The organism is Paraburkholderia sp. EG286B, assembly GCF_040965655.1.
Classification (GTDB): Bacteria; Pseudomonadota; Gammaproteobacteria; order Burkholderiales; family Burkholderiaceae; genus Paraburkholderia.
Genome location: NZ_JBFRCF010000025.1, coordinates 24,190 through 49,125 on the forward strand (window position 1 = coordinate 24,190; position 24,936 = coordinate 49,125).

Consider the following 24,936-nt stretch of genomic DNA (forward strand, 5'->3'; position numbering starts at 1 on the left):
TTGTTAACACTGCAGCGCGATGCAAAATCTAACTCAGAGGCCCACCGCGTAAAGCGAAACGGTCTGTTTGCATTTCAATTAAAGTTGTTAATAGCAAAGGCTTCGGCGTCAACTAAAGTTGTAATCTAATCTACGACTTCAACTAATCTTGTTAATTACTGAACGCCGCGGGCGTAACTGTGGACATGAGATTGAGCAGGGGGTAATCGTCCTTTTCGTGCAAAATCTGGCGCTTCCTCCTAGACGCCTTTAGCGGCAAGGCTCAGCGGGCGATCCAGACGACTATCGGCAGGCTTGGCGGCGATCTGCGGTAACCTAGCCGCCCGCGATTTCGAATCGCCCTCCGACGGGAGGCAAGCCATGCCGGGACTGGCGTTTCGCTATGTGGGGCAGCATCGTCTGCCCTCGAGGTTGTCGGAATTGGATGTCGAACGCTACTTCGCGCTGACTGATAGCGACATCGCCGCGCTTAACGAGCGTTTCCGGAGCGATCGGCGCGCTGGCGCTGCCATTCAGTTGGTGTTTCTGCGCGCAAGCGGACGCACGCTCGATCATGTTGGCACCCTCCCACGTCAGTTGCTGCGCTACATCGGCGAACGGCTCAGCTTGCCCATTCCGACGATCGCCTCGTTGCGCACGCTGTACCAGCGCTACAAGACGCAATACGATCATCAGGTTTGGGCCTGCGAATACCTCGGGCTGACGTCGCATGGCCAGGGCCAGCTGGTCGACGTTGCTGCATGGATGGAGCAGGATGCCGCCGAGACTCTCTCAATGGATGATCTGATCCAGCATGTCCACCACTGGCTCTACGAACGTCGCATCCTGATTCCGGCGGAACGGAAGTTGCGTGATCTTGCGCGATCGATCTGGGCAGAGGTCGAGCGCGACCTGCTCGCACTGATCGAGGCGGTCGTGCCGAAAGCGCAGCGCGTGCGCGCCGATGCGCTTCTTTCCGCACGGCATGGCAGTTCGGGCATGACGATACTGGAATGGCTCAAGACTCCGCCCGCTCGACACAGTCCGTCCACCATCACCGAAACACTTGCGAAAATCCGCCTCCTGAAGGACCTCGGCGTGCACGAATGGCAGCTGGATGTCGTACCGATCGAAAAGCAGCGAGCGTACGCGCAGCGCGTTCAGGCTCGCCGTCCTGCGAAAGTACGCGAACTTAAGGAGTCGACCCGCACGATCGAGTTGATCTTTTTCCTGCATGTCACTCTGCTCGAGCTGACGGACGCGCTACTTTATCAAACGGGGCGCCGGGTTTCTGACCTCGTGCGGCAGGCTTACGACCGCACGACCGTTCGGCAGGCGCACTCCGCTGTTGAATACCGGCAGCAACTGGTCGCGATCAAGGCGCTGGTTCGGGATAGCAGGCGTACGGCGCAAGAACGGCTCGACGATATAGACAAGCTGCTTGCGAATCTCGCAGACAAGCCGCCTGCAAGTCACGCAGCGAGCGTTCGCGAAGCGCTGACCGACGATCACCACCGCATCCGAAATCTGATGGGGCCGTTACGTGAGCTAGGCTTCGTGGGCCGCGAAGCGGAGCCGAGTCTCCGACAGCTCAAGCTTGTCGGCACACTGCGTGACAGCGGCGTAACCGAATTGCCGCTCGACTGCGATGTGCCGGTCAGCGCGGCCTGGCGCGATCTAGTCAAGGGCGACGATCGGACGCGAGCGTTGCGGGCGCTGGAGGCATCCGCAATCACGGGTCTGCGCAAGGGGCTTCGCCGCGGCTCGGTCTGGGTCAACCACAGCCTGTCGTTCCGTGAGCGCGATCAGTTGCTGATCCCGCACGCGCAGTGGGAAGGCGATCACAACCGCTATCTTTCCTCGCTCGGGTTGCCGGGAACTGCGGATCCGTTCCTCGAACGGCTGACGGAACACCTGAAGGCCGCGCTGGCGGCCCTGGAGGAAGCACGAGAAGCAGGCCGCGTCACGATCGGCCCCGACCGCGCGCTGCATCTCTCAGCACTCGAAGCGTTGCCAATGGATGGGATACCTAAACGTACACGGGATCTGATATTCAGCGAGATTGGTACCGCGCAGTTCGCCGACATGATCATGGAGATGGATGCCCACACCGGCTTCAGCGAAGTGCTCCTGGCACGCAAGGCACGAGATGCGAACGAACTCGTCTCGCTGTACGCTGCGTTGATCGCGCACGGCACTGACCTGGACGCCACGAACGTCGCGGCCATGATCCCGAAACTGGACCCGGCGCATATTTCGACGGCAATGCGTCTCCTTGAGATGCCCGGGCGGCTGTCACGTGCGAATGACCGCGTGGTGGAATTCCAGCGCACGCATCCGATTACGGAACTCTGGGGCTCTGGACGGCAGGCATCAAGCGACTCGATGAGCCTCGATACGTCACCGCACCTCTTTTATGCGCGGGTCGATCCGCGACGTCGCACCCATGCGGTGGGCATGTACACGCACGTGCTGGACCAGCACGGCATTGTCTATAACCAACCCATCGTGCTGAACGAACGCCAGGCTGGAGTAGCGATCGAGGGCGTGACCCGCCACAACGAGAACCGTGACGATGGCGGATTGCAGCGGCTTTGTGTAGACACGCATGGATACACGAACGTAGGGATGACAGTGTCGAAGCTGCTTGGTTTTGACCTTTGCCCTCGACTGCGCAACCTCTCGGAACGCAAACTGCATCTGCCCAGAGGCATGGTCGCACCAGCGGGGCTGGCAGCCATCGCCGCCAACGAGGTGTCCATCAAGGCGATTCGTGATAGCTGGGACGGACTGCTGCGTGTCGTCGCATCGATTCATGCTGGCCGCGTGAGCGCGATAGTCGCTTTACAGCGGTTCGGAAGCGCGGCACAGGGCGATCCTGTGCACCGGGCGGCAGACCACCTCGGCAGGCTACTACGCACGCTATTCCTGTGTGATTACTTCAGCAACGTGGAGTTTCGGCGCGAAATGCATACGTTGCTTAACCGGGGAGAATCGGTTCATCAGTTGCAGCGCGCGATCTACACCGGCAAGGTCGCGCCAGAGCGCGGACGGCGCCGCGATGAAATGATTGCGATATCCGGCTCGTTGACGCTGCTGACAAACGTGGTGATTGCGTGGAATACGCAGCGTATGCAGGCGACCCTTGACGGTTGGCGTAGCAAAGGTCAAGGCATTGGCGACGACTGGTTGCGCCGGCTGGGGCCGGCGCACTTCGCGCACGTAAATTTCCGGGGGATGATGAGCTTTCCGATCGAACGCTATCGGGAGATGCTGCTGGATGCGGCGCCGTGGCGGCGCACGGCCAGATTGTGAGGCGGGCCCACGAAGGAGCGGTGATGAACATGCGTTGAGGCCGCTATCTCCTAGCGGAATGAGATCGAACAGCGAACCCGGAAGACGCACGTCTCGCCGCCGAGGCCACACGCCACTACGCAGCGTCAACGGGAACGGCGGGCGCATGAATCGCCAGATCCTGCTTCAAAGAGATGAGGTCCGGAAATTCGGGAGTCGCATACTGCATTGATTTTAAAAGACAAAATAGACATAACCGCCAGATTTTGCACGAAAAGGACGATTACCCCATATAGGTCACGCACTGCAAACGGCACAGGCCGCAACTGGCGTCACGCCGGGCGGCCTTCCCCCGTTAGCCTGGCAATACCTGCCTAGAAGCCGAGATCGGCGCCGCCAGGGCCGCCCACCGGCGCCTGTGCCGACTGAGCTTTCGGCGCTTCGTGCACCGTGGCATCGGTCGTGAGCAGCAGACCGGCCACCGAAGCCGCGTTTTGCAGTGCCGTGCGCGTGACCTTGGTCGGATCGAGCACGCCCTTTTCGACGAGATCGCCATATTCGCCGGTCGCCGCGTCGTAACCGAAGTTGCCCGTGCCTTCCGCGACCTTCGCCGCCACCACGCTCGCTTCTTCGCCCGCGTTGCTCACGATCTGGCGCAGCGGCTCTTCTAGCGCGCGCAGCACGATCTTCACGCCCGCCGTCTGGTCGGCGTTCCTGCCCTTCAGGTCGAGGATCGCCTGACGCACGCGGATCAGCGCCACGCCGCCACCCGGCACGATGCCCTCCTCCACGGCCGCGCGCGTGGCATGCAGCGCATCGTCCACGCGGTCCTTCTTTTCCTTCACTTCGATCTCGGTGGCGCCGCCCACCTTGATGACGGCCACGCCGCCCGCCAGCTTCGCCACGCGCTCTTGCAGCTTCTCGCGGTCGTAGTCGGAGGTCGCTTCCTCGATCTGCACGCGAATCTGCTTCACGCGCGCCTCGATGGCGCCCGCTTCGCCCGCGCCGTCGATCACCGTGGTGTTTTCCTTGCCCACCTCGATGCGCTTGGCCTGGCCCAGTTCCTGGAGCGTGGCCTTCTCGAGCGTGAGGCCCGTTTCCTCGGCGACCACCTGGCCGCCCGTGAGGATCGCGATGTCTTCAAGCAGCGCCTTGCGGCGGTCGCCGAAGCCGGGCGCTTTCACGGCCACCGTCTTCAGCACGCCGCGAATGTTGTTGACGACGAGCGTGGCGAGCGCCTCGCCCTCGATATCCTCGGCAATCAGCAGCAGCGGGCGCCCGGCCTTCGCCACCTGTTCGAGCAGTGGCAGCAGGTCGCGAATGTTCGAGATCTTCTTGTCGTGCAGGAGGATGAACGGATTGTCGAGTTCGGCGACCTGCTTGTCCGGGTTATTGATGAAGTACGGCGAGAGATAGCCGCGATCGAACTGCAGGCCCTCCACGACGTCGAGTTCATCGGCGAGCGACTTGCCGTCTTCCACCGTGATCACGCCTTCCTTGCCTACGCGATCGATCGCCTCGGCAATACGCTGACCAATCGACTCCTCGCCGTTGGCCGAAATCGTCGCGACCTGCGCAATCTCCTTGCTCGTCGTGGTGGGCTTGCTGATCTTCTTGAGTTCTTCCACAGCGGCCACCACGGCCTTGTCGATGCCGCGCTTCAGGTCGAGCGGGTTGAGCCCCGCCGCCACGTACTTCTGCCCTTCGCGCACGATCGCCTGCGCAAGCACGGTGGCGGTCGTCGTGCCGTCGCCCGCTGCGTCGCTCGTTTTCGAGGCGACTTCCTTCACGACCTGCGCGCCGATATTCTGGAGCTTGTCGGCCAGTTCGATTTCCTTGGCGACCGAAACGCCGTCCTTCGTCACGACGGGCGCGCCGAAGCTGCGTTCGAGCACGACGTTGCGGCCCTTCGGGCCGAGCGTGACCTTGACGGCGTCGGCGAGCAGGTTCACGCCTTCGATGAGTTTGGTGCGGGCGATATCGCCGAATACGATGTCTTTGGCTGCCATGATGACTTGCTCTCTCAGGTTCTCGCTTATTGATTGACGACTGCGACGATGTCTTCTTCGCGCAGCACGAGGAGTTCGTTGCCGTCAACCTTCACGGTCTGGCCCGCGTATTTGCCGAACAGCACGCGGTCGCCCACGCTCAGGTCCGGCGCAATGCGACGGCCATCGTTGTCGCGGCGGCCCGGCCCCACGGCCAGCACTTCGCCCTGGTCGGGCTTTTCGGCGGCGCTATCGGGAATGACGATGCCCGACGCGGTGCGGGTTTCCTGGTCGAGTCGTTTGACGATCACGCGATCGTGCAGTGGGCGCAGGCTCATGGGTGGCTTCCTTGCAGTTATCTCTCGGTTATTCGCGGTGAAACTGGCACTCGCCTCTTGCGAGTGCTGATGGAAAACCGAGTATAGAAAGCCGGCGCGCGCCGCTCCAATAACGGATTGGCAGATCGATATCTAGCGAACGGGCTTATCGATATCGCGCGGAAGTGGAAAACGGCAAAGGGAGAGAGGAAAAGAAGAAGGGGAGCGGCGTCAGGCAACGCCGCTCCGGGGTCGTGCTACTGCCGCGGCGCCAGACCGCGAATGACCGACACGAGCGCATCGACTTCTTCGCACGTGTTGTAGAACGCGAGCGAGGGCCGCACGGTAGCTTCCAGACCGAAGCGCCGCAAGATGGGCTGGGCGCAGTGATGCCCGGAACGCACCGCAATGCCTTCGCGGCTCAGGGCCTGCCCCACCTCTTCCGTGCTATAGCCCTTCAGCACGAACGACAGCACACTGGCCTTGTCGCGGGCCGTGCCCACGAGGCGCACGCCCGGCACCGGCGCGAGCACGCTCGTTGCGTAGGCAAGCAGATCATGCTCGTAACGCGCGATGTTTTCGATGCCGACGCGGCTCACATAGTCCAGCGCGGCGCCCAGCCCCACCGCATCGGCGATATTGCCGGTGCCTGCCTCGAAGCGCGACGGCGGCGGCTGGAACACCGTCCGCTCGAACGTCACGTCCTGGATCATGTTGCCGCCGCCCTGCCATGGCGGCATGTTTTCCAGCACCTCGCGCTTGCCGTACACCACGCCGATGCCGGTCGGCCCGTAGATCTTGTGGCCCGAGAACACGAAGAAGTCCGCATCGAGCGCCTGCACGTCCACCCGCATGTGCGAAATCGACTGCGCGCCGTCGACCAGCGCCTTCGCGCCCGCACGATGCGCAAGCTCCACGATCTCGTCCACCGGCACGACCGTGCCCAGCGCGTTCGACACCTGCGTGACCGAGACGATCTTCGTGCGGTCGTTGAGCAGTTTGCGGTACTCGTCCAGCAGCACCTGGCCTGAATCGTCGACCGGAATGACGCGCAGCCTGGCGCCCTTGAGCGCGGCGAGCTGCTGCCACGGCACGATGTTCGCGTGGTGCTCGAGATGCGAGACGATGATCTCGTCGCCCTCGCCCACGTTCTGCACGCCCCAGGTCTTCGCGATCAGGTTGATCGCCTCGGTCGTGCCGCGCACGAACACAATCTCTTCGGGCGACGATGCATTGATGAAGCGCTGCACCGTCTTGCGCGCATGCTCGTACGCGTCGGTCGCTCTCGCCGCGAGCGTGTGCGCCGCGCGGTGAATGTTCGAGTTCTCGTGCGCGTAGAAGTACGCGAGGCGATCGATCACGGCCTGCGGCTTGTGCGTCGTCGCGGCGTTGTCGAACCACACCAACGGCTTGCCGTTCACGCGCTCCTGGAGGATCGGGAAGTCGCGGCGCACCGCATTGACATCGAAAGGCGGATGCGCGCCGCTCAACGGCACGCCCTGGCTCACGCCTGGCGCTGCTACCCGTTCGTCGAGAAAGTATCGCGCGGGGCCGCCGTTTGCATCGTAGTCCCGATGATTGAGCGCCAGCAGGCCACGCAGCGCATCGTCGCCCGGCAACCCGAACGCTTCGGGAGAAGCGAGCCCGTGCACCGGCATCTCGATATCGCGCGCCGTATCGCGCCAGCCGTTGCCCGCCGTTTCCGTGAAGTAGAACGGCGCACGCTCGCTCGTCGTGGCTCGCACTGGCTCGGACGGCTCGGCTACCGCGTAAGCCTGCGGCACGCCAAGCAGCGCGCCGCCCGCGCGCGGCTCCAGCGCCGGCGCGACCGTCACCGCGTTATCGGGCAGCCCGTTCGCCGCCGCCGCATGCGGCGCGAGCGCGGGTATTCGATTGCCGAGCGAAAGCACGTGCGTGGGCGCGGAAGGCGCGAGATTCAAGCCCGGCGCCTTGCCTTGCGGCGGCGCGAAGCCCGGCACGCCCGTGCCGGTGCCGCCCGGACCCGCGAGCGGCGAGCCCGCCGGCGCCGGATTGCTGACCGAGGCGAGTATCGGCGCAGCCGCCGGCAAGGCGGACGGCACGCCGCCTACCGCGCCGCTGCCTGCCGCGACGCCGGGCGCGCCTGCGCCGCCCGGCAACGTGCTGAAGAACTCGTTGGCGAGCCGCGCGAGCGTGGCGGGATCCGGCAGTCCGCCCGGCAACGGCGGATGCGCGATCTCCGTTGGCTTAGCGGTAGGTGTCAGGGTAGTCATGGTACTTGCCGATTTCCACGTCATCGAGCACAGCCAGCGCATCCGGCGAATGAACCGCCAGCGAGCAGTAAAGCGAGATCAGATACGACGCGATCGCCTGGTTGTTGATGCCCATGAAGCGCACCGACAGCCCCGGCCCCTGCTCGCCCGCCACGCCCGGTTGATACAGGCCCACCACGCCCTGGCGCTTGTCGCCCACGCGCAGCAACAGGATCTTGGTCTTGCCGTCGGCAACCGGCACCTTGTCCGAAGGAATCAGCGGAATGCCGCGCCACGTGAGGAACTGCGAACCGAACAGGCTGACCGTAGGCGGCGGCACGCCGCGCCGCGTGCATTCGCGCCCGAATGCGGCAATCGCGAGCGGATGCGTAAGGAAGAACGCGGGCTCTTTCCAGACCTTCGTGAGCAGTTCGTCGAGGTCGTCGGGCGTGGGCGCGCCGGTCAGCGGAAAAATGCGCTGGTCTTCCTCGACGTTCGCCAGAAGGCCGTAGTCGGGATTGTTGATGAGCTGGCTTTCCTGCAACTCCTTGATCGTTTCGATCGTGAGGCGCAGTTGCTCCTTGATCTGGTCGTGCGGGCTGCTGTACAGGTCGGAAATCCGCGTGTGTACGTCGAGCACCGTGCTCACCGCGTTGAGGAAGTATTCGCGCGGCTGCTCTTCGTAAGGCACGAATGTCGTGGGCAGCGTGCCTTCGTCCTCACGCGCCGTGCAGGCGGCACGCACTGCTTCGGGATCCTTAACGCGGTTCAGACGATAAATACCGGCTTCGACCGGCACCCATTGCAGCAGGTGCGTAAGCCAGCGCGGCGTGATCGTGGAAAGCTGCGGGACGGTTTTGGTGGCATTCGCCAGTTGCCGCGCGGCGTTATCGCCAAGCGCGGTCTGGCCGCTCTGAATCGAGGACATGAACGAGGGCTCCGGTTACTTATAACGAAAACTGCTTTGCTTATGACGACGGCCGATTATCAGGAGCCAAGGCAGCCGGATCAACCGGCTATAGGCGGCAGCGTGCGGGGAAGACTCAGGGAGACAAGGTGCTGCCGGGAAGCGAGATGGCGCTCGGTGCGCCCGCGGTCTCACCCGCAAGCAGCTCCGCGATACCCACGCCGAAAGCCAGTGCAAGCTTTTCGACGGTGACGATCGAGGCGATGGCCGTGCCCCGCTCGATTTCGCCGACGTAGGTGCGGTTGAGACCCGCATGCTCGGCGAGCCGCTCCTGCGACCAGGCCTGCGCCTCGCGCAGGCGGCGCACCGTGGCGCCGAAGTCATGGACGATGGCGCTCATCATGCCGCGCCCGTTGCGATTGCATCCGGGGCGGCGGTGCCGGGGCGTTCATGCGCCGGCGCGCGCACTTCGTGCCGGGAAATCGCCTGGGTGATATGCGCCCCCGCCGGCACGCTTTCGGTCAGCCAGACATTGCCGCCAATCACCGCGCCGCGCCCGAGCGTGACACGCCCGAGTATCGTCGCGCCCGCGTAAATGACGACCTCGTCCTCGACAATGGGATGACGCGGCAGCCCTTTCTCGAGATTGCCAGCCGCGTCGCGGGGAAAGCGTTTTGCGCCGAGCGTCACGGCCTGGTACACGCGCACGCGCTCGCCAATGATCGCGGTTTCGCCGATCACGACGCCCGTGCCGTGATCGATGAAGAACGCACTGCCGATCTGCGCGCCCGGATGAATGTCGATGCCGGTGGCCGCATGCGCCAGCTCCGAGATGATGCGCGCGAGCAGGGGCAAACCGAGCCGGTAGAGTTCGTGCGCGAGCCGGTGGTGAATCATCGCCAGCACGCCCGGATAGCAGAGCAGCACCTCGTCGACGCTGCCCGCGGCCGGATCGCCGTTGAACGCCGCGAGCACGTCGCTGTCGAGCAATCCACGGATGACTGGCAGGCGCTGCGAGAACGCACGCACGGCGGCCAATGCGCGTGCATCGATTTCGCCGTGATCGGCCTCCGCGTGGCGCGCCTTGTAGCGCAGTTCGAGCCTCGCCTGCGCCAGCAGTGCGTGCAGCGCGGCGTCGAGCGCATGGCCGACGTAGAAGTTCTCGCTTTCCTGGCGCAGGTCGGGCGGCCCGAGCCGCATCGGGAACAGCACGCCCTTGAGCGTTTCGACGACCTCGGCCAGCGCTTCGCGCGCGGGCAGGTCGCGCCCGCCCGGCTCCAGGGCGCGGCGCTGCAATTCCCGCCATTGCTGACGCACGCCCTGCAGCGCGTCGACGATTTCCGACACATGAAATACGGTCACGCCAGTTCTCTCTTCGTTATTCGTGGTGGGCGTGAGAAACAGGCTTTAATCCTGCACCCACGGTAAATCGTGAAAACGCCAGCCATTACGGCGCCCGCGCCGCCCGGCGTCGTCCAGGTCGCCTTCAAAGCCTTCGGTGACGTTGAACACATGGGTGAAGCCCGCCTTGGCCGCCGCCTCGGCGGCCTGTGCCGACCGGTTGCCGCTGCGGCACAGCAGGACGATCGCCGCGCTCTTGCCCGTCCTGGCCTCGAGTTCGCGCACGAAGCGCGGATTGCGCGTGAAGCTCGTGCCGGTGGCCCACGCCACATGCAACGTATCGGGCACGTGGCCAACGAACTTGCGCTCTTCGGCCGTGCGCACGTCCACGAGCACCGCTTCGCCCGCCTGATGGAGCGCCCAGGCTTGCTGCGGCGTCACGCTGCCCGCGTATGGCAGGCCGGCCGCCCGCGCGGCGCCGCGCGCCGCTTCCAGATCCGCGTGCAGCGGCTTTTCATGCAGTTCCACTGTCATCAGTGCCTCCTTAATGTGGACGGCAGCGCCCCGACCCTCGGAGCGCTGCCGCCTATAGCCATCAGGATTCCACTATGCGAGTGTGCCGCCGCAGTTCCAACCAATAAAAACTGATATGCAAATGGGCACCGGTGTCAGATGCAATCGTGCGAATTCGATCGCATGCGCCCTCGTCAACATGACGCCGGCCTGCCGCGCTGGTCGATCCACAGTCGCGCCCAGCGCGAGGCGTACGCAATGGCGTGATCGGCCTCGAAGAAGTAATCGAGTGCGTCGAAAGTAAACGACGAACCGGGCGGCGACGACCAGTTTTCGATGGTCAGGTTCGCCGCGTAGAGTCCGCTCGGCAATGCGTGTGCGGACGCTTCGACTTCGTAGCCCTTATATCGCATGAAGGCTCCCGTAATGACAAACGCGGACACAAGCGCCCGCGGCACTTCATCCTGGTGCAAGAAGCGCGCGACGGCAAAGAAGGCTTTGGCGTTAGCAAATCAGCACGGGCATCACTTCGTCATCACGATGCACTTTGCCTGCATGGGCGGGAATATTCACGCTGAAACGTCCGATGACAAACGACAGCATATGGTTTGCGCAATTCATTATTTCGCGGCTAGCCAGATTCGGCATTACGCTGACATTCGATGTCGTTTTCCCATACTTACGGTATTTAATTAGGTTTACATACGATTCGATTAACGGCGACGCGTGCGCACGTATGCAGACCGCTCTCAACTCAAGTGCCCCTCCACTTCGATCCATACGGAGACCGATTCATGGCCGCATTGCACGGTTCCAGCCTCACCCCGCCCGCCCCGAACGGGCAACGCCGCAAATGGCTGCGCGCCGCCGGCGCGACCGCGCTGAGCGCGCCGGTTCTGACGCTCGGCCGCAAGGCATGGTCGGCGCCGGCGCTCAAGCCGTTCACCTTCGCGTGGGCGCCGAACGGCTTTTGCCTCACGCCCGTCGCCGTCGCGCAGGAACAGGGGTTCTTCGAAAAGAACGGACTGAAGGTCAATCTCGTGAGCTACGCCGGCTCGAACGACCAGTTGCTGCAAACGCTTTCCACCGGCAAGGCCGACGCTGCCGTCGGCATGATCCACCGCTGGCTCAAACCGCTGGAGGCGGGATTCGACGTCAAGATCATCAGCAGCGTGCATGGAGGATGCGTGCGCCTGATCGGCTCGAGCGCGGCGGGCGTCACGTCGCTCGCGGCGCTCAAAGGCAAGACCGTGGGGGTGAGCGACCTCGCCTCTCCGGGCAAGAACTTCTTCGCCATCCTCCTGCTCAAGCACGGCATCGACCCGGACCGCGACGTGAGCTGGCGCCAGTATCCCGCGGACCTGCTCGATGTCGCCGTGCAAAAGGGCGAGATCCAGGCCATCGCCGACGGCGACCCGAATCTCTATCTGCTGGAACGGCAACGTCCGGGCGCATACACGCATCTCGCCAGCAATCTTTCCGACGAATACGCGCACAAGGTCTGCTGCGTGATCGCCGCACGGGGCTCGCTCCTGCGCAGCGATCGCCCGACCGCTGCAGCGCTTGCGCGTGCGCTGATCCAGGCCACCGACTTCTCGCGCGAGAATCCGCGGGAAGCGGCGAAATCGTTCGCGAAGTACACGCCGAAGTTCGCCGAGGATGACCTTGTAAAGCTCTATTCGTCGCTCACCTACGATCACCATCCGACCAACGTCGATCTCCAGCAGGAGATCGCTTACTTCGCAGAAGACTTCAAGCGCGCCGGCGTGCTCAAACCCACCACCGACCCGCAGCGCTTCGCCGCGGCTGTCTACACCAACGTACTGGGGTGACGCGATGACGACGCTCGAACAGGCTGCGCTGGCCCGCGCCGGCGCCAGCGACGCACTGGAGGCCAGTGACGGGGCAGGCCAACCTTTCGCGAATGTCGACCTGCGGGGCCGCCGTTCTTCGGCGCAGCCAACCGTGTGGTACACCGGCCTCGCGGTCGCGGCGGCATGGGCCGTATTTGGCGGCGTCACGCGCCTGTGGCCGAACCGCATCACCGGTTTTTCCGACTGGGCCTATACCGCCGAACTGGGCGCGGCCGCCTGGGCGATCGCGGCATGGCTCGCGCTGCTCGCGCTCGTGCTGCCCGCTCTCGAACGCAGCAGCGAGCGGCTGGAGCCCGCGCTGCGCGGCTTGAGAAAAGCGGGACCGTGGCTGATCGCGTTGCCCGTTGCGTTCACGCTCTGGGAGATCCTCACAGCGAAGACCGCGATCCTGCCTACGCCGTTCTTCGCGCCGCCGCAGGCGCTCGTCGAGGTCTATCGCGACGACTGGGCGCGCCTCGCCGATTGCGTGGTCCATTCGATCGGCCTGCTCGCCGTAGGCTTCGTCTACGGCGGCGTGGCCGGATTCCTCATCGGCGTATCGATCGGCTGGTCGCGCGCCGTGGGCTACTGGGTGCACCCCGTCATGCGCGTGCTCGGGCCCGTGCCCGCCACAGCGCTGCTGCCGCTCGCGTTCTATATCTTCCCGTCGAGCCGCTCGGCCGCCATCTTCCTGATCGCGCTCGCCACCGCGTTCCCCGTCACCGTGCTCACGTGGTCAGGCGTCGCCAGCGTCAACAAGGCCTATTACGACGTTGCGCGCACGCTCGGTGCGAGCCAGCGCTTTCTTGTGCTGCGCGTCGCCATTCCGGCTGCGCTCCCGCAGGTCTTCGTCGGCCTCTTCATGGGCCTGAGCGCCTCGTTCACGGTGCTCGTGACAGCCGAGATGATGGGCGTGAAATCCGGCCTCGGCTGGTACCTCTCATGGGCGCAAGGGTGGGCGTCGTACTCGAACATGTACGCCGCGCTGCTCGTGATGGCTGTCCTGTTCTCGAGCCTCATCACCCTGCTCTTCCTCGTGCGCGATCGCACGCTCGTCTGGCAGAAAGGAACCGTCAAATGGTAAATGCCGCCGTGTCCCACGCCACGCCCTCGATTGCGCCCGAGCCGGCCATCCGGGGCGCGCAGATCACTGTCGAGCAGGTGAGCCACCGCTTCGACACGCCCAAGGGCCCGCTCGCGGTGCTCGACGACGTGACGCTCTCGGTCGCGCCGGGCGAATTCGTCGCGCTGCTGGGCCCAAGCGGGTGTGGAAAGTCCACGCTGCTGCGTCTCGTCGCGGGGCTCGAACCGGCGACGCAGGGCAGGCTTCTGCAAGACGGCGCGCCGATCGAGCGGCCCGATCCCTCGCGCGTCGTGGTGTTCCAGGACCCGACGCTCTACCCATGGCGGCGCGTGCGCGCGAACGTCGCGCTCGGGCTGCAGGCGCGCGGCGTGATCAAGCAGGAGCGCAAGCGTGTCGATGTCGAGCTCGAACGCGTTGGCCTCACCGAATTCGCGGATGCCTTTCCGCACCAGCTTTCGGGCGGCATGTCGCAGCGTGTGGCGCTGGCCCGCGCGCTCGTCAACGATCCACGCCTGCTCGTGCTCGACGAGCCGCTCGGCAAGCTCGACTCGCTCACGCGTCTGGCAATGCAGAGCGAACTCGTGGAGCTCTGGCAGCGCGACCGTTTCTCAGCGCTGCTCGTCACCCATGATGTGGAAGAGGCGCTCTTTCTCGCCCAGCGTGTAATTGTGTTCAGCCCGCGGCCCGCGCGCGTCGCGGCCGAGCTGCATGTCAATCTGCCCTATCCGCGCCATCGCGGCGACCCGGCCTTCGCCGCGCTGCGCCGCGACGCCTTGCGCCACCTCGGCCTCGACGCGAGCTGGTAAGCGGTGCGGCACGCTTCACCCGACGCGCAGCGATGAGCGAGCTGCTCTCCGGCAACGCCTGGCTCAACCCGTTTCTCGGCGCGCTGCAGGCTGCGCAGGTCGCACTCGGCAGTGTTGCGCACGCGCTCGGCGTCGCAGGCGACAGCCACGGCCAGCCCGCGTGGCCGTGGCCGAAACGGCTCGCCGTCGAGGTTCTGCTGATCGACGCGGGCGTCGCGCGCCGGCTCGCACTCGCGCTCGCCGCCACCGGCGGCGCACTGCTGCTCGCGGTGGCGGGCCTGCTCTGGCGCGGGCGGCGCATCGCGCTGTTCGCCGTGGCCGCACTCGCCGCCTGGTTCGCGCCGTGGCCCGACACCTCGCTGTGGCTCGCCGACGCCGTGCCCACCAGCTTCCAGACCACACCCTTCTCGGTCGAGGCGATCGCGCGTGGCGCTGCACACTATGCGCACGAGTGCGCGGCCTGCCACGGCGACACGGGCCGCGGCGACGGCCCGCGCGCGGCCACGCTCGTGCGCTGGCCGCCGACCGTCGTGGGCCCGCTGCTCGGTCATCGTCTGGACGGGGAATTGTTCTGGCGCGTGCTGCATGGCATGCACGCACGCGACGGCGCGCAATCGATGCCCGGATTCGAAGGACGCCTGTCCGATGCGCAAACGTGGGCCATTCTCGATTACCTGAAGGTGCTGGCCGCGGGCGGCGGCGCGCAGGACGGCGAAGGCTGGCCGGTGCCTGTGGCGCTGCCTGCACTAGACGTGCGCTGCGGCGACGCGCCGGCCGTGCCGCTGGCCAGTTGGCGCGCAGGACAGCGCGTGAGGGCCGTGGCCGTCGATGGGCCCACGCCGCCTCTCGAAGATCCGCGCTGGCAAACGCTGCTGCTGTTCCGCGACGGCGCGTTGCCCGCGCCATCCGAAACCGCGCGTTGGGCAGCGAATGGCGACGCCTCGTGTGTGGCCGTCTCCCCGGATGCGTGGAATGTGTTCGCGGGCATAGCGGGCGTGAATGCGCAAGCCTTCGCGGGCGCGCAGCTGATCGCCGATCGCGACGGCTGGCTGCGCGCCGAGGCGAAACCGGGCGACCCCGCATGGGCCAACGCGGCGCTGCTCTGCACAGCCGCCGGCGCGGGCGCAGAACGCGCTGAACGCGGCGGGCGCGTGAGCCGCGGGCGGTCCGATCCGCTCACTTCGCTACTGTTACGCATTGACGCGGAGCCGGTGCGTTACGTGAAGGGTGGCTACGTGCATTGATCGCGGCGCGGACAAACATCCCTTTCGTCGCGCACCTTCCGCTGCATCGAACAAATCGGAAAGGTAACGCGTATGATTCGGCATCCATATTATCTAACTTCGATATGCAAATCTCGATTTGATATTGGCCACGGCTCGCATCCCAAACCATAATGGCAACGAGCGGATGACACCGCCCGCGCGCTCCCGCAGTCCTGAAGCGCGACCTCTCAACCGTATCTGGATCGCTGCGGCTGCGGCCACTTCCGCCACACGGTGACGTGACCCGCGCTCGCGCCCCATGCAGGAGGTAACGTCTTGGGTACCGTACTGGAACAGCAAGCGCCGCAATCTTCGCTCACCCCGCAAGCGGGGTCGCCACTGCTCACCGAATCACTGCTGGAGCGCATCGGTGCCCGCGCGGCGCAGTACGACCGCGAGAACGCGTTCTTCGCAGAGGATCTGGCTGACCTCCACGCATCAGGCTTCCTGCGTGCAAGCGTACCGCGCCAGTTCGGCGGCCTTGGTTTCACGCTGCCGGCGCTATTGCGCGAACAGATCAGGCTCGCCTCCCGGGCGCCCGCCACGGCGCTCGCTCTCAACATGCATCTCTACTGGGCAGGCGCCGCCTTGCATCTGTGGCGGCGCGGCGATCATTCGGCCGACTGGATTCTGCGCGAGATCGGCGCGGGCAAGGTATTCGCCGCAGGCCATGGCGAGCCGGGCAACGATGCAGGCCTCGCGGACTCGACAGTACGCGCGACGCCGCTACCCGGCGGCGCCTGGCGCTTCGACGGCCACAAGATCTTCACGTCGCTCGCGCCCGCATGGGACTGGCTCGGCGTGCATGGACGCGACGATAGCGATCCGGCCAATCCGCGCATCGTGCACGCCTTCATTCGCCGGGACGCGGCGGGCCATCGCACCGAGCCCACGTGGGATGCGCTCGGATTGCGTGCGACGAGCAGTCACGACACGTGGCTCGAAGGCGTCGTTGCGCAGCCCGAGCACGTCACCCGCGTGCTGCCCGCGGGGCCGCCCGACGATCCATTCGTCGACGGCATTCTCGGCGCGGTACTACCGGGCCTTGGCGCGGTGTATTACGGCATTGCGAAGCGCGCTTTCGACCTTGCGCTCGATGCCGCACGATCGCGGCGTTCTCTCGCGCTGGGCGGCCAGACGTATGCGTTCAAGCCGCTCACGCAGGCCCACGTCGCGCAAGCCGCGATCGAACTGGAGAGCATCGAGGCGCTGCTCGAGCGCACCGCACAGCGCTGGTGGGACGGCTACGCACCTGGCGAACTGTGGCTCGCGCAACTCCTTGCGGCCAAGCAGCACGCCGTCGATGGCGCGCTGCGTGTGGTCAATCTCGCGTTGCAGGTGAGCGGCGCGGGTTCGCTCTCGCGCCGGCAAGAACTCGAACGGCTTTTCCGCGACGTGCGCGCCGGCGCGTTCCATCCGCCCAACGCCGACGCAACGCACGAGTTGATCGGCCAGCTATGGCTGGGCGTCCTCGGTCAGACCGCATAGCGCACGCATCTCAGCGATTCTTCGAAGATTACCGGCTCGCACGCAAAACATAAGGAGTCCTTTTATGTCTACTGCCGCATCTACTATCGATATCTCATCGCGTCGGGCGGATTTCGTTGCCGGTCACGACATCGCAAACGAGCCCGTCTCCCGGCTTGGCCTGCCCGAAGAATCGGCGCTGCCGCCGCATGCTGCCGGGCTCTTCGAGCGATTTCGGCGCCAATACGGCTTCGTGCCAAACTGGCTGGCCGCGCTGGCCGTCAACCCCGACACGGCGTGGCGGCTCGTGGCGTTCTACGAACATCTGTTCGACCCGCATCGCAGCCGCCTGACGGCCGCCGAGCGAGAACTGATCGCGGTCGTCACTTCCGCAGCCAACACGTGCAGCTATTGTGTGTTCAACCACACCCAGTCGCTCGCGACTGCGCTCGGCGACACCGTGCGCGCACAGCGCATCGCGCAAGGATGGCATCACGTGCGGCTGGATCCGAAGGAGGCGGCGCTCGCCGGGATTGCGGAGCAGCTCACGCGCGAACCCGGCCTCGTCGACGACAGCGCTTTGCAGCGGCTCCACGACCTCGGCTTCACGCGTGAGGCCGTCGTCGAGATCCTCGAAATATCCGCTTTCTTCAATTACGCGAATCGTCTGACGATCGCGCTCAATGTCGTGCCTGACGATCAGTTTTTCTCGGGACGAGACCGCGAGACCTCATAAGATTCGCGCCGTCGACCCGACCGCATAGCCGCTGCCACCCGCCGCTGCCGCTCGCCGCAGGCGCTACCGCCGCTCACGCCGCGCGTGCAAGCTTCGCCGACTTGAAGCTTTGCGCAATGCTTTGCGCCAACACCGCGATAGCAGATTCCATCTTGCCAATGGCGCGTGAGCGGACGATCCGCACCGTGATTTCGGGCTTGAAGTCGCTCACCTGCACGATGTCCAGCAAATCGGCGTGCGCGCTCGCCACGACGAGCGGATACGGCACGACGCCGAGGCCCACGCCGTCCGCGACGAGCCCGAGCTGCAACTCGGTGCCGAGCGTTTCGAAATTCAGTTTGAGTGCGTGGCCTTGCGCGGCGAGCGCATGCTGCAGGCCGGCGCGAAAGCCGCAACCGTCCGGATTGAGCACCCAGCCGTACGACTGACATTCGGCGAGCGTCCAGGCGCGGCGCTTCAGCAGCCCCTTTTGCGCGACCACGGCGAGCTTGAGCGAGCTGAGCGATTCCGCCACCAGCGTTTCGGACAACGCGCGGTTCGCGGGCAACAGCACGACGGCCGCGTCGAGTTCACCGTCCTCCACTTTTTGCAGCAGCGGTGCGCCCCATCCCGTGGACACGCGCGCCTGCAACCCGGGATGCGCGTGACGCAGCGATTGCAGCGCGTCGAGCATCGCGATGTCCGCAACGGTTTGCGCCACGCCCACACGCAGCACGCCCGCAAGCGGCGCCCCGTCGTTCACGAGCTGCCGCAGAGCGTCGATCTCTCGCACGATGGCGCGGCACTGGTCGTACACGGCGCGGCCCATCGGCGTCGTGCGCATGGGCTTGGTGTTGCGATCGAGCAGCGCCACGCCCAATGCTTCCTCGAAATTCTGGATGCGGCGAGTCACGGCGGGCTGCGTCAGTTCGAGCCGTTCGGCCGCGTGGCTCAGCGACTCGCTGCGTACCACGGCGACGAAGGCTTCGATCTCGTCGAGTGTCATGATGGTCCCGGTGTATTGATCGCGTAGCTTAGCGTCGTTGCAGCGCTTCGTTCAAGCGGCGTCGCATTTGCGATCTGCATATTTCCTTAGAAGAACAATGCGTTTGCCTTATACGGGAGCGCTCCGTATCGTGCTCTCTTCGTCACACGCATTACCCAGGGAATCTTTCATGCGCCGCGCTTATGTCCGCTTTCTTGTCGCTATTGCTGCAACGTTGCCGCTGGCCGCATCCGCCGCCACGCTCAAGGTCGGCGACCAGCAGTTCCAGACGCGCGGCATACTCGAAGCGTCGGGCCAGCTAAAGGATGTGCCCTACGAGATCGAATGGTTCAATTTCCCCGCCGCGCAGCCGCTTGGCGAAGCGCTCAATGCGGGCGCGATCGACGTTGGCGGTCTGGGCGACGCCCCGCTCATCTTCGCGTACTCGGCAGGCGCGAAAATCCGCGCCGTATCGGCCGCACGCTCGACGCCTGTCGATCTTGCGATCGTCGTGCCCGACACCTCGCCCATCCGCGACGCCGCCGACCTCAAGGGCAAGCGGATCGCCACCACGCGCGGCTCGATCGGCCACTATCTCGCCGTCGCCACGCTCGAGCATGCGAACCTCAAGCTCACCGACGTGATCTTGTCGTACATGCAGCCCGTCGACGCCCAGGCCGCGCTCGCCACCGGCAGCGTGGACGCCTGGTCCACATGGGACCCTTACGTGGCGCTCACCGAAGCGCGCCAGCATACGCGCAGCATCGCGAACGGCGTGGGCGTTTCGTCGGGCTTGAGCTTCGAGGCCGCCACCGATACGGCGATCCGCGACAAGCACGCCGAACTCGCCGACTTCCTGCGTCGCGTGGCGGCCGGCCAGCGCTGGGCGCTCTCGCATCCTGACGAAGTCGCGGCGATCCAGTCGCGCGTGACGGGCCTGCCCGCCGACGTGCTCAAGACCGTCTATCAGCGCGCGCAACTGCATCCCGTGCCGATTGACAACAGCGTGATCGCCGAGCAGCAGCGCACCGCCGATCTCTACCTGCGCGCGGACGTCATCAAAACACGCCTCGACGTTGCGCCGAGCTTCGACAAACAGTTCTCGTCGACCGCTCCCTGAACGGGCGTCCATCGCCCGGACACTCACCGCAATTACGGAACCGACATGGCTGACGTCACCTCCTCTTCAAACCGCTATGGACTGCCTTCGCGCGCCGGCGGCTCGCGGCTTTCGACGGGCCGCTTTTACTACTGGCTCTCGTGGGCGATCCCCGCGCTGATCGTCGTAGTCTGGGAACTCGCGGCGCGCGTGGGCTGGATCGCGCCGCAAGTGCTACCGGCGCCGAGCAGCGTCGCCGCGACAGCGTGGGACCTTGCCCGCAGCGGCGACCTGTTCGTGCACCTCGGCGTCTCGCTGCTGCGTGCCGTCACCGGCTTCCTGATCGGCGGCACGATCGGCCTCGTGCTTGGCGTACTGGTGGGTTTTTCCCGGCTCGCGCAGGCGCTCATCGACCGGTCGATCCAGATGGTGCGCGCGATTCCCTTTCTCGCGATGCTGCCGCTCGTCATCGTGTGGTTCGGCGTGGGCGAAGTCGCGAAGATCTTTCTGGTCGCGCTCGCCGTGCTGTTTCCTGTCTACATCAACACGATGCTCGGCATTCGACAGATCGATCCCAAGCTGATGGAACTGGCCAAGGTGATCGGGTTGACCTGGCCTGCCGTGGTGCGCCGGATCATCCTGCCTGGCGCCATGCCTTCGATCCTCACCGGCGTGCGTTACGCGCTGGCGCACGCGTGGCTCGCCCTCGTGATCGCCGAAACGCTCGCGACGACCAAGGGCATCGGCTTTCTCGCCATGGACGCTCGCGAGTTCCTGCAAACCAACGTCATCCTGTTGACCATGATTATTTACGCGATCATCGGCGTTGCCGCGGACGCGCTGGTTCGCTCGCTCGAAGCGCGCTTCCTCTCCTGGCACGCTAACTACGTGAAGGAGGCGAAATAATGGGCTCCACCGTCGCGTTGTCCCTTCCTGCGAATGGCGCGCATCGCGCCGCAAACGAAGCCGCCGCGGCGCTGTCCGCAGTATCGGTGCGCGGCCTGCAACGACGCTATGGCGAGCGCGTCGTCATCGACGCACTCGACCTCGATATCCGCAAAGGCGAATTCGTCGCGCTGCTTGGCGAAAGCGGCTGCGGCAAGACCACGCTGCTGCGTGCGCTCGCGGGCCTCGACAAACCGGATGCCGGGCAGATTCGCGCGCCAGAGCGGCCCTCCGTGGTGTTTCAGGAGCATCGTCTGCTGCCCTGGGCCACCTTGTGGGAGAACGTCGCGCTCGGCCACGAGTCGAGCGTCGGGCGCACCGGTGCCACCCGGGCACTGGCCGAAGTCGGCTTGTCAGGCCGCGAGGACGACTGGCCGCGCAATCTGTCCGGCGGTCAGGCGCAGCGCGTGGCGCTCGCGCGGGCGCTCGTGCGCGACCCCGCGCTGCTGTTGCTCGATGAACCGTTCGCCGCGCTCGACGCGCTCACGCGCATCAAGATGCACGGGCTCGTGAAGGAGCTGGTCGCGCGCCACGCGCCGGGCGTGCTGCTCGTGACCCACGACGTCGACGAGGCGCTCGCGCTCGCGGACCGGATACTCGTCATGCGCGCCGGGCGCATCGCGGCTTCGTTTCACACCAAAGACCGCACGCCGCAGGCATTGCGGCTCACGCTGCTCGAGGGACTGGGCGTTCGGTCGCACTGATCCGCTCCGCTCTCTACAGAAGGAACCACCACGAATGAACGATGTTTCACTGACTCGCCGCCAGCTTCTGCTCGCGGCGGGAGGTTTGCTTGCCGGCGCCGCAGCCGCGCCTCTTCTTTCCGCGCAGGCGGCCGAGCCGCCCCGCAAGCTCACGCGCAACACCGACACGGTCCGCATTGGCTGGGGTTATGGCGCCCTGCCCGACATCGCCAGGCAGCGCGGCGTATTCGAGAAGACGCTCGCCGCGAAGAACATCAAGGTCGAATGGGTCGGTCCGTTCCCGAACCATGCGCCCTCGATTCAGGCCGTGGTCGGCGGTAGCGCGGACTTCGGCTTCTGGGGCTCCACCACGCCCGCGCTCGCCGCCATGCTGGCCGGCTCGCCCATCGTCTTCACCGGCTTCGACGTGTATTCGCCGCGGTCCACAGCCATCATCGTGAAGAAGTCGAGCGGCATCAACTCGGTTGCCGACCTCGCCGGGCGCAAGGTCGCGGTGAACCGCTCGGGGCTCGGCGAGTTCCTGCTCATCGCGGCGCTGGAGAAGCACCATATCGACCGCGACAAGGTCGAGTTCGTCTATCTGAATCCGCCCGATGCGGCGCCTGCATTTGCCCAAGGCAGAGTCGACGCATGGTCGATGTGGTCGCCCGCCGTGGATATCGCACGCTATTCGAATGACGCGAAGGACATTTTCAACGAGGGGCGCGATCTCGACTTCCTCATCGACTACAGCTCGCTCGTGACACGTCGCAAGTTCTCCGAAGAAAATTCGGAGCTGGTGCGCGCCGTGCTCGACGCGTATTACGTGGAAGGCGCCTGGCAGTCAGCGCATGCCGCCGAATCGGAACTGCTCGTACAGAGGGAAGCGAAGTATCCGGACCAGGTGCGCGACCATTTGACGAGCCTGAAGCGCGTGAACCAGTTTCACGAGCCCGACGACGCGGCCTTCATGGCGCAGTTCCAACGCGCCGCGGACTGGCTCGCGCAACGCAAGATCATCAACGCGCCCATCAAGGTCGCCGATTACAGCGTCAAGGTGTGACGCGCCATGAACGGGAATGCGCATGTCTGAAACCTCCACCCTCCAGCCCGGCGGGATTGCGTTCGTCTCGCCCTTGTCCGCCGCGCTCGGGTTCTCCGAAGCGATAAGCGGGATCGCCGCGACGGCGGCACAGCGCGAGCGGGAGCAGCGCCTGCCGCACGAAGAGATCGCCACGCTGAAGGCGCTCGGCTTCGGCGCGTTGCGCCTGCCCGTCGATGATGGCGGCCGCGGCCTGTCATTGAGCGAACTCTTCGCCGTGGCGCGTGACGTCGCCGCGGCCGATTCGAACATCGCCCACGCCTTGCGCAATCACTTCTGGCAAGTGGAAGCCGCGCTCAAGCAACGTACCCTGCCGTTCCATGCGCACGTGCTCGACCTCGTGCGCCAGCGCAAGACGATCGGGCTCAGTTTCGTCGAAAGCGACGCGACGGCGGCCGGCGCGCGACCGAGTCGCGTATTGAGCCGCCTGGAATGGGACGAGCGCAAACGGGTGTATCTGGGTTCGGGCGACAAGGTCTACGCGACAGGTAATCTGTACAACGATGCATTCATCGGCATCGCTGTGGAAAGCCGCGCGAACACAACTGTGCAATATGTGCTCGAACGCGGCGAAGGCGTGAGCGACGAGGACGACTGGCAGGGTTTCGGGCAGCGCCTGACCGGCTCCGGCACCGCGCGATTCCGCAACGTCGTGGTACAGGTCGAGCATGTCTATGCGCCTGACCCGCCGAAAGCGCCCGAAGCCGCGCCGTGGGGCTTCACCTTCCACCAGGTCTACCTGACCAACTGCATTGCCGGCATCGTTCGGCGCGTGGTGCTCGATGCGCTCGAGGTGCTGCGAGGGCGCAAGCGCAACTTCTACCACGGCGGGGCGGCGCATCCCGCTGACGAACCGGCGCTACAGGCCCTGCTGGGCCGCATTCGCGCCTACGCAGCGAGCATCGAGGCGAGCGCCGACCGCGCCGTGCAGGCGCTGCAACGCGCGTTGGATAGCGAAGGCACGAACGAGGAATACGCCGCCACCCTCGCTGCGACGCTCGCGGCTTCGGAGGCCAAGGTCGTGATCGACGATCTCGCGCCGCAAGTCGCGAGCTGGCTCATCGACCTCGGCTCCGGCTCCGTGGTGTCGAGCGTGGGCGCGCTGGACAGGCACTGGCGCAACATCAAGGTCATCGCCTCGCACAATCCGCGCCTCTACAAGGAGCGCCTGCTCGGCCAGAACCTGCTGACTGGCCAGCTTCCGCCAACGGGCGCGTTCTTCTGATCGCGCCCGCCGCTACCCGCTTCACACTGCGAGTTCGCGGCGCACGCGCGGGACGATCTCCTGCGCGAAGCGCCGCATATCGTCTTCGAACGGCTGGAACTGGAGCATGAATAGCTCGACGCCCGCCCGGTGAAAGGCCGCGACGCGACGCGCGACCGTATCGTAGTCGCCGACGAGGCCGGCGGCCGTACCGCCATTGGAACCCACGCGCGCCGAGCGGGCGAAGGTCTTGAACATTTCGGCGTTCGGGTCGATGTTGGCCTTCTGGCGCTCGCGAAGCGGCTTGTCGAGTTCGGCCAGAGCGAAGAGATGCTCGAGATGGGCCTCGGCTTCCGCCTGCGTTTCACGTGCGATCACGAACGCGGAGAGGCCAAAACGCAACGCTTCGTGGCCGGCGGGCCGCGCGCGTGCCGACACATCGGCGATCAGGGCCGCCACGTCGTCGAACGGCTGGCCGTTGATGAACCACGTATCGCCGTGCGCGGCAACAAGCGAGCGCGCCGGTTCAGACTCGCCACCCACGTAGATGCGCGGACGCGCACGAAACGGATCGGCCGGAAGCAGCCGGTAATCGTCGATGTGGAAATGGTCGCCGTGATGGGTCACGCGCTCGCCGCGCAGCAACGCGTCAACCACCGAGATCCATTCGCGGCCATAGTGGTAGCGATCGTCGTGTTCCGGAAACGGGATGCCGGCGCGTTCGAGTTCAGGCCGGTTCCATGCGTTTACGAGGTTGATCGCAAAGCGGCCGCCGCTGATGTGCTCGATCTGCTGCGCCATTTTCGCGAGCACGACCGGATGGTAGAGAAACGGCTTGATCGCGGCGATGATCTCGATGCGCGAGGTAAGCGCCGCGAGCGCCGCCGAAGCGGTCCACGCCTCGAGCTGGTCGAGTGCGGGATCGTGCGGATTGACCGTATGCTGCGCCACGAGCACCGAGTCGTAGCCAAGCCGCTCGGCTTCGAGCACGAGCGCCTTGTTGCGGGCCCACGAGGCATCGTAGGGTTCAGCGGGGTCTTGCAGCGCCGCGCGGCTTCCGTGCACGAGCGCCCAGATGCCAAAACGTGGGAAAGAACGGGACATCGCGTGAGAACGTCAAAGGACGGAAATGATCGGGCATCCATACTAACGCCACGT

General features: G+C 65.4%; 22 protein-coding genes. 12 read left to right on the forward strand and 10 right to left on the reverse strand.

Annotated features, from left to right (window positions below; translation table 11 throughout):
• Positions 1-360 precede the first annotated feature (360 nt).
• Positions 361-3,294 carry a Tn3 family transposase gene (locus AB4Y42_RS36030; RefSeq protein WP_368696865.1) on the forward strand — a complete coding sequence of 978 codons (2,934 nt, stop codon included), beginning with the start codon at positions 361-363 and terminating at the stop codon, positions 3,292-3,294.
• Between the two features lie 353 nt (positions 3,295-3,647).
• On the opposite strand, the gene groL is transcribed toward AB4Y42_RS36030, so the two are convergent.
• The 8 genes from groL to AB4Y42_RS36070 form a co-directional block, all read right to left on the reverse strand.
• On the reverse strand, positions 3,648-5,282 hold the full coding sequence (gene groL, locus AB4Y42_RS36035; RefSeq protein WP_368696866.1) for a chaperonin GroEL: 1,635 nt from the start codon (positions 5,280-5,282) through the stop codon (positions 3,648-3,650).
• Between the two features lie 26 nt (positions 5,283-5,308).
• Positions 5,309-5,599: a co-chaperone GroES gene (locus AB4Y42_RS36040; protein WP_167053534.1), complete on the reverse strand. Its 291-nt coding sequence runs from the start codon at positions 5,597-5,599 to the stop codon at positions 5,309-5,311.
• 236 nt (positions 5,600-5,835) lie between these two features.
• A complete protein-coding gene (locus AB4Y42_RS36045) occupies positions 5,836-7,830 on the reverse strand; it encodes a family 2A encapsulin nanocompartment cargo protein cysteine desulfurase (protein WP_368696867.1) in 1,995 nt (664 codons plus the stop codon).
• Positions 7,805-8,737: a family 2A encapsulin nanocompartment shell protein gene (locus AB4Y42_RS36050; protein WP_133188073.1), complete on the reverse strand. Its 933-nt coding sequence runs from the start codon at positions 8,735-8,737 to the stop codon at positions 7,805-7,807. Before AB4Y42_RS36050 ends, AB4Y42_RS36045 begins: the two co-directional genes overlap by 26 nt.
• A gap of 115 nt (positions 8,738-8,852) precedes the next feature.
• On the reverse strand, positions 8,853-9,116 hold the full coding sequence (locus AB4Y42_RS36055) for a helix-turn-helix transcriptional regulator (RefSeq protein ID WP_342924055.1): 264 nt from the start codon (positions 9,114-9,116) through the stop codon (positions 8,853-8,855).
• Complete coding sequence (epsC, locus tag AB4Y42_RS36060; RefSeq protein WP_069266825.1) at positions 9,116-10,078, reverse strand: serine O-acetyltransferase EpsC; 963 nt, start codon at positions 10,076-10,078, stop codon at positions 9,116-9,118. The genes AB4Y42_RS36055 and epsC overlap by 1 nt, the downstream gene beginning before the upstream one ends.
• Positions 10,079-10,123: 45 nt before the next feature.
• Positions 10,124-10,591 (reverse strand): rhodanese-like domain-containing protein, encoded by a 468-nt coding sequence (locus tag AB4Y42_RS36065; RefSeq protein ID WP_342924048.1) that lies wholly within the window; start codon positions 10,589-10,591, stop codon positions 10,124-10,126.
• Between the two features lie 173 nt (positions 10,592-10,764).
• On the reverse strand, positions 10,765-10,983 hold the full coding sequence (locus tag AB4Y42_RS36070; protein WP_069266827.1) for a hypothetical protein: 219 nt from the start codon (positions 10,981-10,983) through the stop codon (positions 10,765-10,767).
• Between the two features lie 381 nt (positions 10,984-11,364).
• Between AB4Y42_RS36070 and AB4Y42_RS36075 the strand changes: the two genes are divergently transcribed.
• From AB4Y42_RS36075 to AB4Y42_RS36100, 6 genes are all read left to right on the forward strand, one after another.
• The gene (locus AB4Y42_RS36075) at positions 11,365-12,402 is read left to right on the forward strand and encodes an ABC transporter substrate-binding protein (protein ID WP_069266828.1); all 1,038 of its coding nucleotides are present in this window, start codon (positions 11,365-11,367) and stop codon (positions 12,400-12,402) included.
• 4 nt (positions 12,403-12,406) lie between these two features.
• Positions 12,407-13,507: an ABC transporter permease gene (locus AB4Y42_RS36080; RefSeq protein ID WP_368696868.1), complete on the forward strand. Its 1,101-nt coding sequence runs from the start codon at positions 12,407-12,409 to the stop codon at positions 13,505-13,507.
• On the forward strand, positions 13,501-14,313 hold the full coding sequence (locus tag AB4Y42_RS36085; RefSeq protein ID WP_342924045.1) for an ABC transporter ATP-binding protein: 813 nt from the start codon (positions 13,501-13,503) through the stop codon (positions 14,311-14,313). The genes AB4Y42_RS36080 and AB4Y42_RS36085 overlap by 7 nt, the downstream gene beginning before the upstream one ends.
• A gap of 32 nt (positions 14,314-14,345) precedes the next feature.
• Positions 14,346-15,557: a cytochrome c gene (locus AB4Y42_RS36090; RefSeq protein ID WP_368696869.1), complete on the forward strand. Its 1,212-nt coding sequence runs from the start codon at positions 14,346-14,348 to the stop codon at positions 15,555-15,557.
• A 297-nt stretch (positions 15,558-15,854) separates the two neighbouring features.
• Positions 15,855-17,066 carry an acyl-CoA dehydrogenase family protein gene (locus AB4Y42_RS36095; protein WP_342924043.1) on the forward strand — a complete coding sequence of 404 codons (1,212 nt, stop codon included), beginning with the start codon at positions 15,855-15,857 and terminating at the stop codon, positions 17,064-17,066.
• A gap of 64 nt (positions 17,067-17,130) precedes the next feature.
• Positions 17,131-17,781 carry a peroxidase-related enzyme gene (locus tag AB4Y42_RS36100; protein ID WP_342924042.1) on the forward strand — a complete coding sequence of 217 codons (651 nt, stop codon included), beginning with the start codon at positions 17,131-17,133 and terminating at the stop codon, positions 17,779-17,781.
• Between the two features lie 73 nt (positions 17,782-17,854).
• Here the strand turns inward: AB4Y42_RS36100 and AB4Y42_RS36105 are convergent, their stop codons facing one another.
• Entirely contained in the window at positions 17,855-18,766 is a 912-nt protein-coding gene (locus AB4Y42_RS36105; RefSeq protein ID WP_368696870.1) for a LysR family transcriptional regulator, read from the reverse strand.
• A 169-nt stretch (positions 18,767-18,935) separates the two neighbouring features.
• On the opposite strand from AB4Y42_RS36105, the gene AB4Y42_RS36110 reads away from it, so the two are divergent.
• Genes AB4Y42_RS36110 through AB4Y42_RS36130 form a run of 5 tightly spaced genes read left to right on the forward strand, consistent with a single transcriptional unit; the run spans position 18,936 to position 23,799 of the window.
• Positions 18,936-19,865, forward strand: coding sequence for an ABC transporter substrate-binding protein (locus AB4Y42_RS36110; RefSeq protein ID WP_342924040.1), 930 nt, complete (start codon positions 18,936-18,938; stop codon positions 19,863-19,865).
• 45 nt (positions 19,866-19,910) lie between these two features.
• A complete protein-coding gene (locus AB4Y42_RS36115) occupies positions 19,911-20,750 on the forward strand; it encodes an ABC transporter permease subunit (protein WP_342924039.1) in 840 nt (279 codons plus the stop codon).
• A complete protein-coding gene (locus tag AB4Y42_RS36120; RefSeq protein ID WP_342924038.1) occupies positions 20,750-21,493 on the forward strand; it encodes an ABC transporter ATP-binding protein in 744 nt (247 codons plus the stop codon). The genes AB4Y42_RS36115 and AB4Y42_RS36120 overlap by 1 nt, the downstream gene beginning before the upstream one ends.
• Before the next feature lie 34 nt (positions 21,494-21,527).
• A complete protein-coding gene (locus tag AB4Y42_RS36125) occupies positions 21,528-22,535 on the forward strand; it encodes an NrtA/SsuA/CpmA family ABC transporter substrate-binding protein (protein ID WP_368696871.1) in 1,008 nt (335 codons plus the stop codon).
• Between the two features lie 22 nt (positions 22,536-22,557).
• Entirely contained in the window at positions 22,558-23,799 is a 1,242-nt protein-coding gene (locus AB4Y42_RS36130) for an acyl-CoA dehydrogenase family protein (protein WP_368696872.1), read from the forward strand.
• 21 nt (positions 23,800-23,820) lie between these two features.
• Here the strand turns inward: AB4Y42_RS36130 and AB4Y42_RS36135 are convergent, their stop codons facing one another.
• Positions 23,821-24,882 (reverse strand): LLM class flavin-dependent oxidoreductase, encoded by a 1,062-nt coding sequence (locus AB4Y42_RS36135; protein WP_342924035.1) that lies wholly within the window; start codon positions 24,880-24,882, stop codon positions 23,821-23,823.
• Between the last annotated feature and the right edge of the window lie 54 nt (positions 24,883-24,936).

Excerpts from the sequence above, each read along its gene's own strand:
- AB4Y42_RS36030 (WP_368696865.1), top strand. The coding sequence starts at position 361 with ATGCCGGGACTGGCGTTTCGCTATGTGGGGCAGCATCGTCTGCCCTCG.
- groL (WP_368696866.1), bottom strand. The coding sequence starts at position 5,282 with ATGGCAGCCAAAGACATCGTATTCGGCGATATCGCCCGCACCAAACTC.
- AB4Y42_RS36040 (WP_167053534.1), bottom strand. The coding sequence starts at position 5,599 with ATGAGCCTGCGCCCACTGCACGATCGCGTGATCGTCAAACGACTCGAC.
- AB4Y42_RS36045 (WP_368696867.1), bottom strand. The coding sequence starts at position 7,830 with ATGACTACCCTGACACCTACCGCTAAGCCAACGGAGATCGCGCATCCG.
- AB4Y42_RS36050 (WP_133188073.1), bottom strand. The coding sequence starts at position 8,737 with ATGTCCTCGATTCAGAGCGGCCAGACCGCGCTTGGCGATAACGCCGCG.
- AB4Y42_RS36055 (WP_342924055.1), bottom strand. The coding sequence starts at position 9,116 with ATGAGCGCCATCGTCCATGACTTCGGCGCCACGGTGCGCCGCCTGCGC.
- AB4Y42_RS36065 (WP_342924048.1), bottom strand. The coding sequence starts at position 10,591 with ATGACAGTGGAACTGCATGAAAAGCCGCTGCACGCGGATCTGGAAGCG.
- AB4Y42_RS36070 (WP_069266827.1), bottom strand. The coding sequence starts at position 10,983 with ATGCGATATAAGGGCTACGAAGTCGAAGCGTCCGCACACGCATTGCCG.
- AB4Y42_RS36075 (WP_069266828.1), top strand. The coding sequence starts at position 11,365 with ATGGCCGCATTGCACGGTTCCAGCCTCACCCCGCCCGCCCCGAACGGG.
- AB4Y42_RS36080 (WP_368696868.1), top strand. The coding sequence starts at position 12,407 with ATGACGACGCTCGAACAGGCTGCGCTGGCCCGCGCCGGCGCCAGCGAC.
- AB4Y42_RS36085 (WP_342924045.1), top strand. The coding sequence starts at position 13,501 with ATGGTAAATGCCGCCGTGTCCCACGCCACGCCCTCGATTGCGCCCGAG.
- AB4Y42_RS36090 (WP_368696869.1), top strand. The coding sequence starts at position 14,346 with ATGAGCGAGCTGCTCTCCGGCAACGCCTGGCTCAACCCGTTTCTCGGC.
- AB4Y42_RS36100 (WP_342924042.1), top strand. The coding sequence starts at position 17,131 with ATGTCTACTGCCGCATCTACTATCGATATCTCATCGCGTCGGGCGGAT.
- AB4Y42_RS36105 (WP_368696870.1), bottom strand. The coding sequence starts at position 18,766 with ATGACACTCGACGAGATCGAAGCCTTCGTCGCCGTGGTACGCAGCGAG.
- AB4Y42_RS36110 (WP_342924040.1), top strand. The coding sequence starts at position 18,936 with ATGCGCCGCGCTTATGTCCGCTTTCTTGTCGCTATTGCTGCAACGTTG.
- AB4Y42_RS36115 (WP_342924039.1), top strand. The coding sequence starts at position 19,911 with ATGGCTGACGTCACCTCCTCTTCAAACCGCTATGGACTGCCTTCGCGC.
- AB4Y42_RS36120 (WP_342924038.1), top strand. The coding sequence starts at position 20,750 with ATGGGCTCCACCGTCGCGTTGTCCCTTCCTGCGAATGGCGCGCATCGC.
- AB4Y42_RS36125 (WP_368696871.1), top strand. The coding sequence starts at position 21,528 with ATGAACGATGTTTCACTGACTCGCCGCCAGCTTCTGCTCGCGGCGGGA.
- AB4Y42_RS36130 (WP_368696872.1), top strand. The coding sequence starts at position 22,558 with ATGTCTGAAACCTCCACCCTCCAGCCCGGCGGGATTGCGTTCGTCTCG.
- AB4Y42_RS36135 (WP_342924035.1), bottom strand. The coding sequence starts at position 24,882 with ATGTCCCGTTCTTTCCCACGTTTTGGCATCTGGGCGCTCGTGCACGGA.